This is a genomic window from Streptomyces melanosporofaciens (assembly GCF_900105695.1).
Lineage (GTDB): Bacteria > Actinomycetota > Actinomycetes > Streptomycetales > Streptomycetaceae > Streptomyces > Streptomyces antimycoticus.
Map to the genome: position 1 here is coordinate 1333154 of NZ_FNST01000002.1, position 16699 is coordinate 1349852.

Here is a 16699-nt window from a genome sequence, read left to right on the forward strand (position 1 = left end):
AGCGACACGCAGGGCGTGAACGACGCGAACGACGCGAAGGGCGTGATCAAGCTCCTGCTGGCCGAGGACCAGGGGATGATGCGGGGCGCACTCGCCCTGCTGCTCGGGCTGGAGGAGGACTTCGAGATCGTCGCACAGCTCGGGAACGGCGACGAGATCGTGCCACGGGCCCTGGAGACCCGGCCCGATGTGGCCCTGCTCGACATCGAACTCCCCGGCCGCAGCGGTCTGGACGCCGCCGCCGCGCTGCGCGAGGCGCTTCCGGAGTGCCAGGTGCTGATCCTCACCACCTTCGGCCGCCCCGGCTATCTGCGCCGCGCGATGGAGGCGGGCGCGGCCGGCTTCCTGGTCAAGGACGGCCCGGTCGAGGAGCTGGCGGTGGCGATCCGCCGGGTCCTGGCCGGTGAGCGCGTCATCGATCCGGGCCTGGCCGCCGCCGCCCTCAGCGCGGGCCCCAACCCGCTGACCCAGCGCGAACGCGATGTGCTCTCGGCGGCGGTGGACGGGGCGACGGTCGCGGACATCGCGGCCAAGGTCCACCTGTCCCCCGCCACCGTGCGCAACTACCTCTCCTCGGCCATCGGCAAGACCCAGACCCGCAACCGCATGGAAGCCGTCCGCGCCGCCCGCCAGAATGGCTGGCTGTGAGCGTGCGGACACGATTCCTACTCCTTTGATAATCTCGCCCCATGGACGAGATGCCGTACAGCGTCGGAGAGGGACCGGCCACCAGGGTGAGCCTCTCCCTCCCGGAGGGCACGGCCGAGGCGATTCGCCGACGGGTCGGCAAGCGGGAGTTCTCCGCGTTCATCACCGAGGCGGTGGAGCGGGAACTGCGCGGTCAGATCCTCGATGAGTACCTGGCCGACTACGAGCGCCGCAAAGGGCCGGTTTCCGAGGACGAGCAGGAGCGGGCACGACGGGTCTTCGACGAGGTGTTCGCCGAGGAGGGCCAGTGGCCCGCCGCAAGCTGAGCCACGAGGGCACCCTCGTCCTCGACTGCGAGGGCCTCTCAAAGCTGGTGAACGATCACGAGCCTGCGGTCGCTCTGGTCGCGGAAGCCCGCAAGCGCGGCATGGAAGTGGTGATCAGCGCGCTGACCATCATCGAAGCCGCGCACCGCCGGACCGACAAACCGCGGCTGGCCTGGGTCCTGTCGGGCACACGGATCGTGCCCGTCGGCGACGAGGACGCGAAGCGCGCCTCCGCGCTGCTGATCGCCGCCGGGCTGCACGGACACGAGTACGCCATCGATGCCGCGGTCGCCGAGATGGCACTGCGCCGGCGTCGCCCCGTCGTCATGCTCACCTCGGACCTCGATGACATGACGAAGCTCTGCGGGGAGAAGGTCCGTCTCGTCGCGGTGTAGCGGACCCGCGCGACCGGCACCGACCCCTCCCCGGCCCGCCGGGGACGTCGTACGGGAGGATGGGCCGGTGACTCAGTCTGCTGCCGCCGCCGCTTCCGTGGTTCCCGATCGCACCGTGCTCGACGCCTTCGAAGGGGCGAAGGGGTTCATGCCGCTGGACGAGGGGCTGGCCCTGCACGCGGCCGCGGCCGACGTCGCCGGTCGGCTCGGGCTGCCGCTGCTCGAAGTCGGTACGTACTGCGGGCGCTCCACCATCCTGCTGGCCGACGCCGCTCGCGCGGCGGGGACGGTCGTCGTGACCGTGGACCATCACCGGGGCTCGGAGGAGCAGCAGCCGGGGTGGGAGTACCACGACCCGGAGGTGGTCGACCCGGAGGTGGGGCGGATGGACACGCTGCCCACCTTCCGGCGCACCCTCCACCGGGCGGGGCTGGAGGACCATGTCATCGCCGTGGTCGGGCGGTCGCCGCGGGTCGCGGCGGTGTGGGGGCGGCCGGTGGGGCTGGTGTTCATCGACGGCGGGCACACCGACGAGCATGCGAGCGCCGACTACGAGGGCTGGGCACCGCATCTCGCGGCGGACGGACTGCTGGTGATCCACGACGTCTTCCCGGACCCGGCCGACGGCGGCCAGGCGCCGTACCGGATCTACCGGCGCGCGCTCGACTCCGGCGCGTTCGCCGAGGTCTCCGCGACCCGCTCGCTGCGCGTACTGCGCCGCACCGCGACCGCCCCGGCCGCCTGAGCCGCGTACCCGGCCGTAGCGCGATACCGGGCAACGGCGCAGCGGCGGCACGACTACCATCGCCCGCGTGTCCAACGGCAGCTTTCCTCCTGAGCCCGGTCGCCGCGGCGGCACCCTCGCCATCGTTCTGGCGGCGCTGATACCCGCCTGCTTCGCCGGCTGGCTGCTGTGGAGTTCGGTAGGAGATGCGAAGGACGACGGCGCGGACGGGGTGGGCGCGCCCACGACCTCCTCGACGTCCTCCCCCTCGCCCCCGTCGTCCGGTGCGCCCGCCGCGCCCTCGCCGCCGACGCCGTCCGGAAACGCGTCGGGAAAGCAGTCCGGGTCCGGAAAGCCCCTCGCGGGCAAGGTCGTGGTCCTCGACCCCGGCCACAATCCGAACAACCGCGACCACCCCTCGCAGATCGCCCGGCTCGTGGACATCGGCACCGACGAGAAGGAGTGCGACACCACCGGCACGGCCACCAACTCCGGCTATGCCGAGGCGTCCTTCACCCTCGATGTGGCGCGCCGCGCCCGCACCCTGCTCGAAGCGCGCGGCGCCACGGTGCGGTTCACCCAGGACGGCGACCGGCCGTACGGGCCGTGTGTGGACGAGCGTGCGGAGATCGGGAACAAGGCCCACGCCGACGCCGTGGTCTCCGTGCACGCGGACGGCGCGGCCGCCGGGGAGCGCGGCTTCCATGTGATCCTGCCCAAGTCCGTCCGGGGCGGCGGCGCGGACACCTCCGCCATCACCGCTCCCTCCCGCCGGCTCGGCGAGCGGCTGCGCAGCCGGTTCGCCAAGGCCACCGGCAGCGAGCCCGCGCGGTACATCGCCGACGGCAGCGGGCTGGACGTCCGGGGCGATCTGGGCGGGCTCAACCTCTCCACCGTCCCCAAGGTGTTCATCGAGTGCGGCAATATGCGCGACTCCCAGGACGCCGCCGAACTGACCGACAAGGCCTGGCGCGAGCGCGCGGCGGACGGTGTCGCACAGGGCATTACGGACTTCTTGAACGAGTAGCGCTCCCACAACCGAACGGGAGGTCACGAGCGGGATACCGATGGGCCACCCCCGGTCTCCGCAGGCAGATTCACCCGTACGATGGGGCCCACCCCCGACGCCTTCGCGCCACGCGCCTGGCGGCAGCGCTACGTTAAGACGAAACCGACAAAGGACCTCACGTTGAACATCCGCTCGCTCACTCGAGGCGACGGCGTGGTGATCGGAGCAGCGGTGCTGCTGTTCATCGCCTCCTTCCTCGACTTCTACACCATCGACTGCGGTGGCAGCAGCTTCTGCAAGGACGCCGGTGAGAACGGATGGAAGTCCGACTTCTTCCCCGTACTGCCGTCGATCTTCCTTGCCGGTGTGATCGCCGCGGTGCTCATCGTCTCCGCTCGTTTCCAGCCCGCGGGCCGCAACCTCTTCGGGCTCTCGCTCGACCAGTGGGGCACGGCGCTCGCGGTCTTCGCGGCCTGGAGCTCGCTGTGGACGATCATCGGTGGCCCGGAGGGGGTCGACAAGGGCGTCGGACAGATCCTCGGCCTGATCGGCACGCTGGCGATGGCGGCGGTCGCGCTGCTCACCCAGCGCGTCCCGGCCCTGAAGGCCCCGCTGTTGAACGCCTCCGGTCCGGCCCCGGCTCCGTACGGTGCCCAGGGCCCGCAGCCGGGGTACGGCTACCCGGGTGGTGCCCAGCCCGGCGCCCCCGCGCCGTACGGCGCCCAGCCCGGTCAGCCCCAGCCCGGTCAGCCCCAGCCGGGGCAGCCGCAGCCCGGCCAGTCCTTCGGCGGCCAGCCGGCCCCGGCCCCGGCGCCCTCGGGCGGCGGGGACTTCGCCCCGTTCTGGTTCGCGGTGCCGGTGGCCCGCCCGCTGTACGCCGAGGACGGTTCGTCGAGCACCATCGCCGAACTGGCCCCCGGCACCTGGTACCTCGCGGTGGAGCAGCGCGGTCAGGCGCTGGTCGCCCAGACGCAGGACGGCCGTCGCGGCGTGCTGCAGGACACCACGGGGATCCAGCGCGGCTGAGCCGAGCCGAGCCGCGCGTTCCATGACGCGCCCCCGCGCGCGTCGCGCATGACCGCCAACGGCCCCTCGCCCGTAACGCTCGGGCGAGGGGCCGTTGCCATGTGCGCCCCCGGCCCGTACAGTCCGGCCGGTGCGGCTGACCTGCCGTCAGTCGCCTCTCCACCCTGTCCGGCGGAACGAGGGGGCTTCCATGCGGCTCGGTCTGGCGCTCGGCTACTGGGGCCGTGGCCCCGACCCCCGTCATCTGGAACTCGCCCAGGAGGCGGAGCGGCTGGGCTACCACTCGGTGTGGACCGCCGAGTCCTGGGGCTCGGACGCCTTCACCCCGCTCACCTGGCTCGCCGCGCACACCTCCCGGATCGCGCTCGGCACGGCGGTCGCCCAGATGGCCGCCCGCACCCCCACCGCCACCGCGATGCAGGCGCTCACCCTGGACCATCTCTCCGGCGGCCGGATGATGCTGGGGCTGGGGTTGTCCGGGCCGCAGGTGGTCGAGGGCTGGTACGGACGCCCGTTCCCCAAGAGTCCGCTGACGGCGACCCGTGAGTATGTCGAGGTCATCCGGCAGGTGCTGGGCCGTGCGGCGCCGGTGCGGCTCGACGGGCGCTACCACCCGCATCCGTACGCCGGTCCGGACGCCACCGGTCTCGGCAAGCCGCTGAAGCCCATCGTCCATCCGCTCCGCGCCGATCTGCCGGTGCTGCTCGGGGCGGAGGGGCCCAAGAACATCGCCCAGACCGTGCGCATCGCCGACGGCTGGCTGCCGCTGTACTGGTCGCCGTCGCGGACGGAGCTCTATCAGGAGACGCTGGCCGACGCGCGGGACGGCTTCATGGTGGCGCCGATGACACAGGTGCGGGTGTGCACCGATGTGGCGGAGGGGCTGAAGCCGGTGAAGGCGATGCTCGGCTTCTACATCGGCGGGATGGGCCACGCGGCCCGCAATTTCCACGCCGACCTGATGGCCCGTTTCGGCTACGAGGCCGAGGCGCGCCGGGTGCAGGAGCTGTTCCTGGCGGGCCGGCGCGCGGAGGCGATCGACGCGGTGCCGGACGCGTTCGCCGATGAGATCTCGCTGGTCGGGCCGCGTGAGCGGATCGCGGAGCGGCTGGAGTTGTGGCGCAAGGGCCCGATCACGGATCTGCTGGCGCTGGCGCCGGATCCGCAGACCTTGCGGGTGCTGGCGGAGCTGGCGGGCTGAGCGCGTCGTACGGGTGTGCGGCCGCATCCTAGTTTGGCTCTGCGGAGGCGGGCAACACGTGAGGCATGTCACGAAGTTATCGCCACGGAAGCAACCAGGCGGCGACCGTCGTGGCGGTCGTCGCGGACGTCATGGCCGTCATCCTCGGCCTCTGGATTCTGTTCGCCCTGCTCGACGCGAACCGCGCCAACGACCTCGTCACGGTGGTCCATGACGCGGCGAGCTGGCTCGCGAGCTGGTCCCATGACCTGTTCACCATGGACACGGACTGGCTCCGGACCGTCCTCAACTACGGCCTGCCGGCCGTGGTGTACCTCTTCATCGGCCACGCCATCGCGGGGCGGCTGCGGCGCGGCTAGGCACGCCTGCGGCGGGCCCATTCCCCTACCCGCCCCTCCCCGAAACTGGAGCTCCGCCCCAGACCCCATGGGGCGCAGCCGCATATCGACACAGCCCCGCGCCCCTCGGGGCGCGCACCAGGCCACGGCCTACGGGTGTCCGGCGGAGCCGAGCCCCCGGGGTCCGGGGCGGAGCCACACCACGCGGCGGAGCCGCATATCGGTGCTGTGGAAAGGGGCGGGGAGGGGAACAAGCCCGCCGTCGGCGGCACGATCAGCCGGACGCACCCTAGCCACAGCAGTCCGAGTCCAGCCCCCGCGGCAGCCCCTCGCCGCCGAAGACGGCCGTGGTCGCCTCGTCGCCGCCCAGGGCCGCCACGGCGAGCAGCAGCGACCCGGCCGTCCAGGTGGTGCGCTCCTCCGGCCAGACCGCGTCGTCCTCGAAGACGTAGCCCGTCCAGTACATCCCGTCCTCGGCCCGCAGCGGCCGCTGGATCCAGCGCAGGATGTCCACCGCGTGGTCGGACTCCCCCATCGCCCAGAGCGCGAGCGCCAGTTCGCAGCTCTCGCCGCCGGTGATCCAGGGGTTGGGCGAGACACAGCGCACCCCGAGCCCCGGGACCACGAAGCGGTCCCAGCCCTCCTCGATGCGCTCCTTGGCGGCGGCGCCGGTGAGGGCGCCGCCGAGGACCGGGTAGTACCAGTCCATCGAGTAGCGGCGCTTGTCGAGGAACCGCTCGGGGTGGTGCCGTATGGCGTGGCCGAGCAGCCCCGCCGACAGCTCCCAGTCGGGCTGGGGCTCCTCGCGGTGCTCCGCGATGGCCAGGGCGCAGCGCAGCGCCTGGTAGACGGAGGAGGAGCCGGTCAGCAGGGCGTCGGAGTCGATGGTGCCGTCGGCGCCGCGCCGCCAGCCGATCTGGCCGCCGCTCTGCTGCATCCCGAGGACGAACTCGACGGCGGCGAAGACGGTGGGCCAGATCCCGTCGAGGAAGGCGTCGTCGCCGGTGGAGAGGTAGTGGTGCCAGGCGCCGACCGCGACGTAGGCGCAGAAGTTGCTCTCCCGGCCGCGGTCGGTGGGGTCGGCGGCGGCCACGCCGTCCGGGGTGTCGGGGTAGGCCGCGTACCAGGAGCCGTCGGGGTTCTGGTGCCGGACCAGCCAGCGGTAGGCGGCCGTGGCGCGCTCGTGCTCGCCCGCCGTGTCCAGCGCCATCGCGGCCTCGATGTGGTCCCAGGGGTCGAGGTGGTGGCCGCGGAACCACGGTATGGCACCGTCCGGGTGCTGGACGGCGGCGATGGACTCGACCGTGCTCAGCACCTGCTCGGGGCTGAGCACGCCGGGCAGCGCGAGCCGTTCGGTGCGGGGGCCGGGGCGCGGTCCGAGCGCCGTCACGCCTGGTCCTCACGCGGGGTGTGGGGCTTGGTCGCGTAGGCCACGAAGCTCTTGCCGACGATCGGGTTCAGCGCGCGCTCGGCGACCCGGGTGGCCAGCGGCTTCTTCATGATGTCCCATACCAGCAGCTTGTGGTACGCGCGCACCGGCAGCGGCGCCTTGTCACCGTCCTTGTCGACACCGAAGGCGCACTTGAGCCACCAGTACGGGCTGTGCAGGGCATGTGCGTGATGGGTGCCGTACGGCCGCAGCCCGGCCTCGCGCATCTTCCCCAGCAGTTCGTCGGCGCGGTAGATGCGGATATGACCGCCCTCGACCTCGTGGTAGGCGTCCGACAGCGCCCAGCAGACCTTCTCGGGGCCGTAGCGCGGCACGGTGACGGCAATCCGGCCGCCGGGCCTGAGCACCCGCACCATCTCGGCGAGCACACCCTTGTCGTCGGGTATGTGCTCCATCACCTCGGAGATGATGACCACGTCGAAGCTGTCGTCGGGGAAGGGCAGGGCGAGGGCGTCGCCCTCCATGGCGGTGGCCGTGGCGCCCGCCGGGGCCTCACCGGCCTCCTTCATGGCGGCGAACCACTTGGCGACCTCGCGTATCTCCTCGCCGTTCTGGTCGAGCGCGACGACCTGGGCGCCGCGCCGGTAGCACTCGAAGGCGTGTCGGCCGGCGCCGCAGCCGAGGTCGAGGACGCGATCGCCGGGGGCGAGGGGGAAGCGGGAGAAATCGACGGTCAGCACGGGGGTCTGCTTTCGTCCGGCGGGTTCGTGGGGCGGGAGGGGGCAGGGGGCGGGGCTCAGCGGCGGGCGGCCGGCGCGGATACGCCGATGGCCCGGCGATACTGCTCGACGGTGCCGCGGGCGGCCTGTTCCCAGGTGAAGCGGCGCAGCACCCGTTCACGGCCCGCGACGCCCAGCCGTCGTCGGAGGTCGGCGTCGCCCAGCAGCCGGATCAGGGCCGCGGCGAGCGCGTCGGCGTCGCCGGGCGGTACGGCCAGGCAGGTCTCGCCGTCGGGTCCGGCGACCTCGGGGATCGCTCCGCCGGTGGTGGCGACCAGCGGGGTGCCGGTGGCCATGGCCTCGGCGGCGGGCAGCGAGAACCCCTCGTACAGCGAGGGCACACAGGCGATCTGGGCGCCGCGCACCAGGTCCACCAGTTCGGCGTCGCTGATGCCCTTGACGAACTCGACGGCGTCCTCGAGTCCATGGCGCGCCATGGCGGTGGCCACCGGTCCCTCCTGCGGCCGCTTGCCGACGACGACCAGATGGGCCTCGGGGTTCTCGGCGCGGACCTTGGCGAGCGCCTCGATCAGATACACCAGACCCTTGAGCGGCACATCCGCGCTCGATGTGGTGACGATGCGCCCGGGGGTCACAGGGACGGTGGGGTCGGGCGAGAAGAGCCCGGTGTCCGCGCCGATGTGCACCACATGGATCCGGTCCGGCCGCACCCCGAGGTCCTCGACGATCTCCCGGCGGGAGGAGCCGGAGACGGTGAGCACCGAGGGCAGCCGCCGGGCCACCCGCTTCTGCATCCGGGTGAAGCCGTACCAGCGGCGCACGGAGAACCGGCGCTTCCAGCCGTCGGCGGCGTCCAGCTCCAGCTGCCGGTCGACGGTGATCGGGTGGTGGATGGTGGTGACCAGCGGGAAGCCGAGCCGGTCCAGGCCCAGCAGCCCGTATCCCAGGGTCTGGTTGTCGTGGACGACGTCGAACTGGCCGAGGCGCGCGGCGAGATGGCGGCGGGCGCGCAGGCTGAAGGTGAGCGGCTCGGGGAAGCCGCCGGTCCACATGGTGGAGACCTCCAGGGCGTCGACCCAGTCCCGGTACTCCTCGCGCCGGGGCGTACGGAACGGGTCGGGCTGGCGGTAGAGGTCGAGGCTGGGCAGCTCGGTGAGGGTGACGCCCTCCTCGGCGTCCAGCACCGGATACGGCTGGGCGCCGATGACCTCGACGGTGTGGCCGAGCCGGGCGAGCTCCCGGGAGAGATGGCGCACATAGACGCCCTGGCCCCCGCAGAATGGATTCCCCTTGTAGCTGAGCAGGGCGATGCGCAGCGGCCGTTCGTCGGTGGCGGTGGGGGGCGCTGCTCGAAGCGGGTCGGACCCGGTCTCCTGCGCGGCCTCTGCGGTCACTCGCGCCCCCTCCTTGGTGCAGTTCAGCGGGAGCGTATCCGCTTCCGTTTATCTAGAACAAGTTTCACTAGCGCATCCCCTGAGGAGTCACGAAGATACCTGCCCCACATGGCCGCTCCAGGGCCGGGGCGGGTGATCCCTACCACTCGGTAGCCAGGGCACCGGGAAGAAGTTGACGACGGGCGTGTGCACCGGGCGGGCCGCCCGCCGACCCGGTCGCGAGCGCCACATGAGCGCCGCGCGGCGACAACCCGCCCCAGCTGCCGCGACAGCAACCTGCCTCAACTGCGCGGACACGGGCGCTTCGGGGAGGACCCGCGCTAGCCTAGAACGAGTTCCAGTGACTCGCAGGCCCCGGGCCCGCCCTGCCATCATGCACGACGTCCGCTTGCCGCCGACCGCACACGCAACACATCGAAGTGGGACACATGACCGCAGAAGTCAAGCCAGCCGCCCTGCAGCTGACCGAGCGACAGGAGGCGCGCCGTCGGCGCATCCTGCACGCCAGCGCCCGGTTGGCCAGCCGAGGCGGCTTCGACGCGGTCCAGATGCGCGAGGTCGCGGAGAACTCCGGGGTGGCGCTCGGCACCCTCTACCGCTACTTCCCCTCCAAGGTCCATCTGCTGGTCGCGACGATGCAGGACCAGCTGCAGCATATGCACGAGACGTTGCGCAAGAGGCCGCCGACCGAGGAGGAGCCGGCCGCCCGGGTCGCCCAGACCCTGATGCGCGCCTTTCGCGCCCTGCAGCGCGAACCCCATCTGGCCGACGCGATGGTGCGCGCCCTCACCTTCGCCGACCGGTCGGTCAGCCCGGAGGTGGACACGGTCTCCCGGCTCACCACCGCGATCATCCTGGACGCCATGGGCCTGGACGACTCCCCGACGCCCGAGCAGCTCTCGGCGGTCCGCGTCATCGAGCACACCTGGCATTCGGCGCTGATCACCTGGCTCTCGGGGCGCGCCTCGATCGCCCAGGTCAAGATCGACATCGAGACCGTCTGCCGACTGATCGACCTCACGGCGCCCGCCCCGGCCCGGTAACCGGGCGTACCGCACATCAGGCGCGGGCGTACCGCATACCAAGGTCGGGCGTACCGCACATCAGGGGCGCATGGGCCAATTCTTGCGCCCCTTCGAGCTTCCGGACATGGTTTGTGCGCCCTTGCGCCCCCTCTTGGCTCAAATTCCGCGTTCACGCCCTGCCCAATCCCGGTATTCATGAACGGCGCGCGACAGAGCGACAACGGCGCGCGACGAGAGAACGCATCGTGGGGGGTGGAGAAGTTCGTGATCAGGTTACTTCTGGTACACGAGTCAGGGCTGCTGAGAACGGCCCTGGCCTCGGTCATAGGGGCCGAACCAGACATCGAGGCGGCCGCGTGTGCCTGGCGTGACGCGCGTAGCAGAGCCCGTTCCATGGAGCCACAGGTGTGCGTGGTGGACACGGACTGCCCGACGGCCGACAAGGCGGCGCGCAAGGGCGAATGGGGGAAGTTCGTGGCATCCGCCTCTGGGGAGGGCGGGGACTGCGGACTTCTGGTGCTGGTCAACTCGGAGCGGCCGGGCCCACTGCGCCGCGCCCATGAGGCCCGGGCACTGGGGTACGTCGACAAGGACGCCCCACCGCAGCGGCTGATCGAGGCCATCCGGCGGGTGGCACGGAAGGAGCCCTATGTCGATGACGCGCTGGGCTACGGCTTCCTCCAGGCGACCAAGATCCCGCTGACCGAGCGCGAGCTGGGCGTGCTGTCCCTGGCCGCCGACGGCGCCTCCATCTCGGAGATCGCCCGTACGCTCCATCTGTCCACCGGGACGATCCGCAACTACCTGGCCGCGATCACCCGGAAGACCGGGGCGCGCAACCGCGTGGACGCCATACGGATATCCCAGTGCGAGGGCTGGGTCTGACCTCTGCCGACCGCGGCTGGGGGAGCCGCTACTCGTCAGGGGGAAAGACCTGTTCACCGGTGTCCGACAGGCGCAGGGCGATGGCCTCGACCGGGCAGCCCTCGGCCGCCGCGAGCACCGCCTCGGAAGCATCGGCCTCCGTCTCGACGGGATGCGACTGCCGCGCCCCGTCGAGCCGGAAGCCGCCCGGCGCGGTGCTCACGCACATCCCCGAGCCGATGCACACGCCCCGGTCCACCTCGATCCGCCAGCGGTCTCCCATCAGTCCGTCTCCCCGTCCCAGCCCTGGGGCAGGTGGATCATCTTGTGCTCCAGATACGCGGAGAACCCCTCCGGGCCGAACTCCCGGCCCAGACCGGAGTTCTTGTAGCCGCCGAACGGCCCGAGCATGTCGAGGCTGAAGGTGTTGACCGAGTAGGTGCCGGTGCGGATGCGCCGCGCGAAGTCGATGCCGTGCCCGACGTCCGCCGTCCAGACGGAGCCGGACAGCCCGTAGTCGGAGTCATTGGCGATCCGGGCCGCCTCCTCCTCGTCCCCGTACGGCAGCAGACAGATCACCGGGCCGAAGATCTCCTCACGGGCGATCCGCATGCCGTTGCCGACATCGCCGAAGAGCGTGGGCTCCACGTACCAGCCGGTGTCCAGGGCCTCCGGACGGCCGCCGCCCGTCAGCACCTTGGCGCCCTCCCGCTGCCCCAGCGCGATGTAGTCCAGCGACCGTTTCTGCTGCCGCCGCGCCACCAGCGGCCCGACCTGGGTGGCCGGATCCAGCGGGTCGCCGACGACCAGGGCGGAGGCGGCGGCCGCGAACCGCTCGGCGATCTCGTCGTAGTGGCTGCGCGGGGCGAGGATCCGGGTCTGGGCCACACACGCCTGGCCGTTGTTCATCCAGGCGTTGGGCACGATCCCGGCGACGGCCGCCTCCAGATCCGCGTCCGGCAGGATCACCGCGGCCGACTTGCCGCCCAACTCCAGTGTGACCCGGGTGAGATGGCGCGAGGCGACCTCCATCACCCGCTTGCCGGCCGCGACCGACCCGGTGAACGACACTTTGTCCACGCCCGGATGGCCGACCAGATACTCGCTGACCTCGCGGTCGGCCGGAAGGATCGACAGCACCCCCTCGGGCAGCCCCGCCTCGGCCGCGATCTCCGCCAGGAGGTAGGAGTCCAGCGGTGTCTCGGGGGACGGTTTGAGGATCACCGAGCATCCCGCGAGCAGCGCGGGCGCCAGTTTCGCGGCCGCCACGAACTGCGGCACGTTCCACGGCACCACGGCCGCGACCACCCCGACCGGCTCCCGGCGCACCAGCAGCGGGCCGAGCACCCCGGCCCGCCGCTCCTCGTAGCCGAAGTCGCGGGCCACGGTGATGGCCGCGTCCCACACCATCATCGCGCCGAGCGCCTGGGCGAGGACGCTCCAGGAGTACGGGGAGCCGTTCTGCGCGCTGATGACCCGGGCGATCTCCTCATGGCGTACGGCGATGGCGTCCTTGATCCGGGTGACCACCGCGATCCGCTCGGCCATGTCCGTCCGGGGCCAGGGGCCCTCGTCGAACGCCGTCCGCGCCACCGCGACCGCCCGGTCCACGTCGCCGCGCGCGGCGTGCGGCACCCGGCCGATGACCTCCTCGGTATGGGGCGAGACGACCTCGATGGTGTCCTCGCCCGCCGGGTCGGTCAGCGTGCCGCCGATGAAGAGCTGCCCGTGCTCGATGAGATCGCCCATCGTTTGCCTCCGGCCGATGACTGAGGGGTACGTCCGGCTGTCCCACGCCCGGGGCCGCCGACAGCAGGCCCGCACTCGGAGCCGCCACCAGCCCACCCGATCGCGGACCGCCAATAGCCCGCCCGATCGCGGACCGCCACTGGCCCGCCCGATCCGGGGCCGACGGCTCGCCCGAACCCGGGGCCGCCAATATCTGACGCTGCATCAGAACTGATACCAGTTCCAGCTATAGTGAGCAATGCTTGTGTCGAGGAGAGGGGGAGCCGATGGCGCAGGTGACGCGGGTGACCGAGCACGGCGGCGGAGTGTGGAGCATCCCGGTCCCGATCCCCGACAATCCACTCGGGCACACCCTGGTCCACCTTCTCGACACCGACCGCGGCCCGGTCCTGATCGACACCGGCTGGGACGACCCCACGGCCTGGGACACCCTCACCGCCGGGCTCGCCGCCTGCGGCACCTCCGTGGCCGATGTCCACGGCGTCCTCGTCACCCATCACCACCCCGACCACCACGGGCTGTCCGGCCAGGTGCGGGAGGCGTCCGGGGCGTGGATCGCGATGCACGCCGCCGACGCCCAGGTCGTCCGGCGCACCCGCGAGGCCGAGCCCTCCCGCTGGCTCATCTACCTGGAGGAGAAGCTCAGCGCCGCCGGGGCGCCCGAGGAGCATCTGGCCCCGCTGCGCGCCGGTCGCGCGGCCGGCCGCGCGGGCCTTCCGGGGCAGCGGCCCGCCCTCCCCGACCGCGAGATCGTCCCCGGTGAACTCCTCGATCTGCCCGGCCGCCGACTGCGCGCCGTCTGGACCCCCGGCCACACCCCCGGCCATGTCTGCCTCCACCTCGAAGAGGCCCACCCGGCGGCCGGCGAGGGCATGCCCGGCCATGGCCGCCTGTTCTCCGGTGACCATCTGCTGCCCGAGATCACCCCCCATATCGGGCTCTACGAGGACCCCGACGACACGACCGTCATCGACCCCCTCGGCGACTATCTCGACTCCCTCGAACGCGTCGCCGCCCTCGCCCCGGCCGAGGTGCTCCCGGCCCATCAGTACGCCTTCACCGACGCCCCGGCGCGGGTGCGCGCGCTGCTGAGCCACCACGAGGAGCGGCTGGCCGGGCTGCTGACCCTGCTCACCACCCCGCTCACCCCGTGGCAGCTCGCCGAATCCATGGAGTGGAACCGCCCCTGGGAGCAGATCCCCTACGGCTCCCGCAACATCGCGGTCTCGGAGGCGGAGGCGCATCTGCGCCGGCTGGTGAAGCTGGGCAGGGCCGAAGCGGTGCCGGGCAGCAACCCCGTGATGTACCAGGCGATGTGAGTGACGGATGGGGGGTGCGGGTCGCCCTGACCGGAAGCTAGCCTTACCCGCTCCGGCGCACTCACCCCCGTATCAGCAGGAGCATGCGTGACGAGCCCCACCCGCGATTCCGCCCCCACCCCAGGCCCGGATTCCGCCCCCACACCGGGTCCGGATTCCGCCCCGGCACCCGATCCGGCGGCCGGTTCGACACCGCCCCCGGGCTGCCCCGCGCACTCCGGTCAGGCCCCGGCCGGGGAACGGCTGGAGTCGCTGCACGGCCCCGAGTTCGCCGCCGACCCGGCCGCCACCTACGCGCGGCTGCGGGAACACGGGCACATCGCGCCCGTGGAGCTGTCGCCCGGCGTCCCCGTCTCGCTCGTCACCAGCTATCAGACCGCGCTGGACATCCTGCGCAGCCCCGAGTCGTTCTCCAAGGACGCGCGCCACTGGCAGGCTCTCGCCGACGGCACCATCCCCCTGGACAACCCCGTGGTGCCGATGATGATGTACCGGCCGAACGCGCTGTGCAGCGACGGTGAGGCACATCACCGGCTGCGCGCGGCGATCTCCGACACCCTCGACCGGCTGGACATCCACGCACTGCGCCGCTACGTGGAGCGCAGCGCCGACTTCCTCATCGACCTCTTCGGCCCCAAGGGCGAGGCCGATCTGCTCAAGGAGTACTCCGCCCGGCTCCCGCTGCTCGTCTTCAACCAGCTCTTCGGCTGTCCGCCCGAGTTGAGCGACAAGCTCGTCAGGTCGCTCTCGGCGCTCTTCGACATCACCGAGGACTCCGAGCAGGCCAATGTGCTCCTCGCGGAGACCCTCTTCGAGCTCATCGCCCTCAAGCGGGCCACTCCGGGTCCGGACATGACGTCCTGGCTGATCGCCCACCCCTCCGAGCTGACCGACGAGGAGCTGGTCCACCAGATCGTCGTCCTCGTCGGCGCGGGCACCCAGCCCCAGCAGAACCTGATCTGCAACGGGCTGTTGCTCCTGCTGTCCGACGAACGGTTCGCGGGAGCCCTCGCGGGCGGCACCATGCTGATCGAGGACGCGCTCAACGAGGTGCTGTGGAAGGACCCGCCGCTGGCGAACTTCTGCATCCACTATCCGCGCCACGATGTGAGCGTCGACGGACACCGGCTGCCCAAGGGCGAGCCCGTCGTCATCAGCCTGGCGGCCGCCAACAACGACCCGTATCTGCTGTCGAACCGGCGCGGCAACCGGGCGCATCTGGCCTGGAGCGCGGGCCCGCACACCTGCCCCGCGAAGGACCCGGCCCAGGTCATCGCCGCCGTCGCCATCGAGAAGCTCCTCGACCGGCTCCCCGACCTCGAACTGGCGGTACCCGCCGAGGAGTTGGAGTGGCGGCCCGGCCCGTTCCACCGGGCCCTGGCCGCGCTGCCGGTGCGCTACCCGCGGACGGCCGCCAAGTCCGATGAGGCGCTGGCCGAGATGGTCGCCGCGGCGACGGCGACGGGCGCGGGAGCGGTCGGCAGCACGCCGCCGGTCGCCGGGGAGACCTCGTCGCACGACGGTCCCGCCGAGACCGAGCCGTCGGCGGACGACACGGATTCCACCGCTACGGCGTCCACGTCCGCGGCCTCGGAGTCCGGCTCCGAGCACGAGGCCCGTCGCCGCTGGTGGAAGTCCCTGGCCCAGTGGTGGCGCCGCGGGTAGTAGCGCAGAGCGCGCTGTCCCCGGCCCCCGCGTTATCGGATTGCCGGGTGGTGTACGGGCGCGTAGCGTCGCGGCGCATGACCGCGACGCTGCGCACCGCGCGCCTGCTGCTCGAGCCGTACCGGCCCGAGGACGAGGACGCCTTCGTGGCGCTGTTCCAGGACCGGCGGGTGTCCCGCTGGATGGGGGACGGGACGCCCGCTTCGGAGGCGGAGGACCGGGCGCTGTTCGGGCGGATCTTCACCAAGGTATACGCCCGGCGGCTGTTCGACGTCTGGGCCGTCCGCGAGGACGGCCGGTACGTCGGCCACGCCGAGATCAAGCCGACCGAGATCACCGGCGGCCACGAGATCGTCTACGCGCTGGCGCCGGAGGCGTGGGGGCGCGGTCTGGGGACGGAGCTGGCCGAGGCGGTCGTCGGCCACGGCTTCGGCGCGCTCGGCCTGAGCGCGGTGCACGCCACGGTCACGGCGGCCAACGACGCGTCGCTGGCCCTGCTCGCCCGGCTCGGCTTCGCGCACCGCCGCGACATCGAGGAGGACGACGGCACCACGACGCGGTGCCTCACTCTCGTCCGGGGCGACCGGCGTCCATGGGCGGCATCGGCGAGTGGCGTCCGTGGGGGGCTGAGGGCGAGGGAGGGCGGCTGAGGTCGTCCGATAAGTCGGCGGATAAGCTGTCCGTAAACTTCATACGCGTCCGATCGGGGGAAGCCGGTGCGATTCCGGCGCTGACCCGCAACCGTGAACGCGCCCCACGGGGCGTACGAGCCGGAACACCCGGGCGGGCGCGACGACGCAGGCTCCCGCCGCCGGAGGACCGGTGGCGGCACCGTCGAGGTATGCGGAGCTGAGCCGGGTGCCAGACGTGTCGCGGAGCGTTCCGC

Annotated in this window: 18 protein-coding genes and 1 riboswitch; of the genes, 13 read left to right on the plus strand and 5 right to left on the minus strand. The window is 72.0% G+C overall.

From position 1 onward, the window contains the following. Positions 1-42: 42 nt before the first annotated feature. The 8 genes from BLV72_RS08570 (at position 43) to BLV72_RS08605 (ending at position 5688) form a co-directional block, all read left to right on the plus strand. Positions 43-648, plus strand: a complete 606-nt coding sequence (locus BLV72_RS08570; protein WP_043240772.1) for a response regulator transcription factor — start codon at positions 43-45, stop codon at positions 646-648. A gap of 41 nt (positions 649-689) precedes the next feature. Further along, a complete protein-coding gene (locus tag BLV72_RS08575) occupies positions 690-974 on the plus strand; it encodes a hypothetical protein (RefSeq protein ID WP_093461347.1) in 285 nt (94 codons plus the stop codon). Next, positions 956-1369 (plus strand): DNA-binding protein, encoded by a 414-nt coding sequence (locus BLV72_RS08580; RefSeq protein WP_093461348.1) that lies wholly within the window; start codon positions 956-958, stop codon positions 1367-1369. The genes BLV72_RS08575 and BLV72_RS08580 overlap by 19 nt, the downstream gene beginning before the upstream one ends. Positions 1370-1517: 148 nt before the next feature. Beyond that, positions 1518-2114 (plus strand): class I SAM-dependent methyltransferase, encoded by a 597-nt coding sequence (locus BLV72_RS08585; RefSeq protein WP_244321384.1) that lies wholly within the window; start codon positions 1518-1520, stop codon positions 2112-2114. A gap of 67 nt (positions 2115-2181) precedes the next feature. Then, on the plus strand, positions 2182-3120 hold the full coding sequence (locus BLV72_RS08590) for an N-acetylmuramoyl-L-alanine amidase (protein WP_244320699.1): 939 nt from the start codon (positions 2182-2184) through the stop codon (positions 3118-3120). A gap of 162 nt (positions 3121-3282) precedes the next feature. Continuing rightward, positions 3283-4128, plus strand: a complete 846-nt coding sequence (locus BLV72_RS08595) for a DUF5336 domain-containing protein (protein WP_208905587.1) — start codon at positions 3283-3285, stop codon at positions 4126-4128. A gap of 190 nt (positions 4129-4318) precedes the next feature. Further along, entirely contained in the window at positions 4319-5329 is a 1011-nt protein-coding gene (locus BLV72_RS08600) for an LLM class F420-dependent oxidoreductase (RefSeq protein ID WP_093461351.1), read from the plus strand. Between the two features lie 65 nt (positions 5330-5394). After that, a complete protein-coding gene (locus tag BLV72_RS08605; protein ID WP_043237004.1) occupies positions 5395-5688 on the plus strand; it encodes a hypothetical protein in 294 nt (97 codons plus the stop codon). A 268-nt stretch (positions 5689-5956) separates the two neighbouring features. On the opposite strand, the gene BLV72_RS08610 is transcribed toward BLV72_RS08605, so the two are convergent. From BLV72_RS08610 to BLV72_RS08620, 3 genes are read right to left on the minus strand one after another with little or no spacing between them, the layout of a single operon-like run. Beyond that, a complete protein-coding gene (locus BLV72_RS08610) occupies positions 5957-7057 on the minus strand; it encodes a prenyltransferase/squalene oxidase repeat-containing protein (RefSeq protein WP_093461352.1) in 1101 nt (366 codons plus the stop codon). Then, positions 7054-7797 (minus strand): class I SAM-dependent methyltransferase, encoded by a 744-nt coding sequence (locus BLV72_RS08615; RefSeq protein ID WP_093461354.1) that lies wholly within the window; start codon positions 7795-7797, stop codon positions 7054-7056. Before BLV72_RS08615 ends, BLV72_RS08610 begins: the two co-directional genes overlap by 4 nt. Positions 7798-7853: 56 nt before the next feature. Further along, entirely contained in the window at positions 7854-9191 is a 1338-nt protein-coding gene (locus BLV72_RS08620; protein ID WP_093461355.1) for a glycosyltransferase family 4 protein, read from the minus strand. 428 nt (positions 9192-9619) lie between these two features. On the opposite strand from BLV72_RS08620, the gene BLV72_RS08625 reads away from it, so the two are divergent. Both BLV72_RS08625 and BLV72_RS08630 read left to right on the plus strand, forming a co-directional pair. Further along, entirely contained in the window at positions 9620-10234 is a 615-nt protein-coding gene (locus BLV72_RS08625) for a TetR family transcriptional regulator (protein WP_093461356.1), read from the plus strand. A 246-nt stretch (positions 10235-10480) separates the two neighbouring features. Beyond that, positions 10481-11101, plus strand: coding sequence for a response regulator transcription factor (locus tag BLV72_RS08630; RefSeq protein WP_208905589.1), 621 nt, complete (start codon positions 10481-10483; stop codon positions 11099-11101). A 28-nt stretch (positions 11102-11129) separates the two neighbouring features. Here the strand turns inward: BLV72_RS08630 and BLV72_RS08635 are convergent, their stop codons facing one another. Beyond that, the gene (locus BLV72_RS08635) at positions 11130-11363 is read right to left on the minus strand and encodes a ferredoxin (protein ID WP_059148499.1); all 234 of its coding nucleotides are present in this window, start codon (positions 11361-11363) and stop codon (positions 11130-11132) included. Further along, positions 11363-12829 carry an aldehyde dehydrogenase gene (locus BLV72_RS08640; RefSeq protein WP_093461357.1) on the minus strand — a complete coding sequence of 489 codons (1467 nt, stop codon included), beginning with the start codon at positions 12827-12829 and terminating at the stop codon, positions 11363-11365. The genes BLV72_RS08635 and BLV72_RS08640 overlap by 1 nt, the downstream gene beginning before the upstream one ends. A gap of 266 nt (positions 12830-13095) precedes the next feature. Between BLV72_RS08640 and BLV72_RS08645 the strand changes: the two genes are divergently transcribed. From BLV72_RS08645 to BLV72_RS08655, 3 genes are all read left to right on the plus strand, one after another. After that, positions 13096-14148: a Strvi_7410 family MBL fold metallo-hydrolase gene (locus BLV72_RS08645; RefSeq protein WP_093461358.1), complete on the plus strand. Its 1053-nt coding sequence runs from the start codon at positions 13096-13098 to the stop codon at positions 14146-14148. A gap of 87 nt (positions 14149-14235) precedes the next feature. Continuing rightward, positions 14236-15813, plus strand: coding sequence for a cytochrome P450 (locus tag BLV72_RS08650; protein WP_093461360.1), 1578 nt, complete (start codon positions 14236-14238; stop codon positions 15811-15813). Between the two features lie 77 nt (positions 15814-15890). Beyond that, positions 15891-16463, plus strand: coding sequence for a GNAT family N-acetyltransferase (locus BLV72_RS08655; protein ID WP_244320700.1), 573 nt, complete (start codon positions 15891-15893; stop codon positions 16461-16463). Positions 16464-16519: 56 nt separating this feature from the next. After that, a riboswitch (cobalamin riboswitch) is annotated at positions 16520-16594 on the plus strand. The last annotated feature ends 105 nt before the right edge of the window (positions 16595-16699 follow it).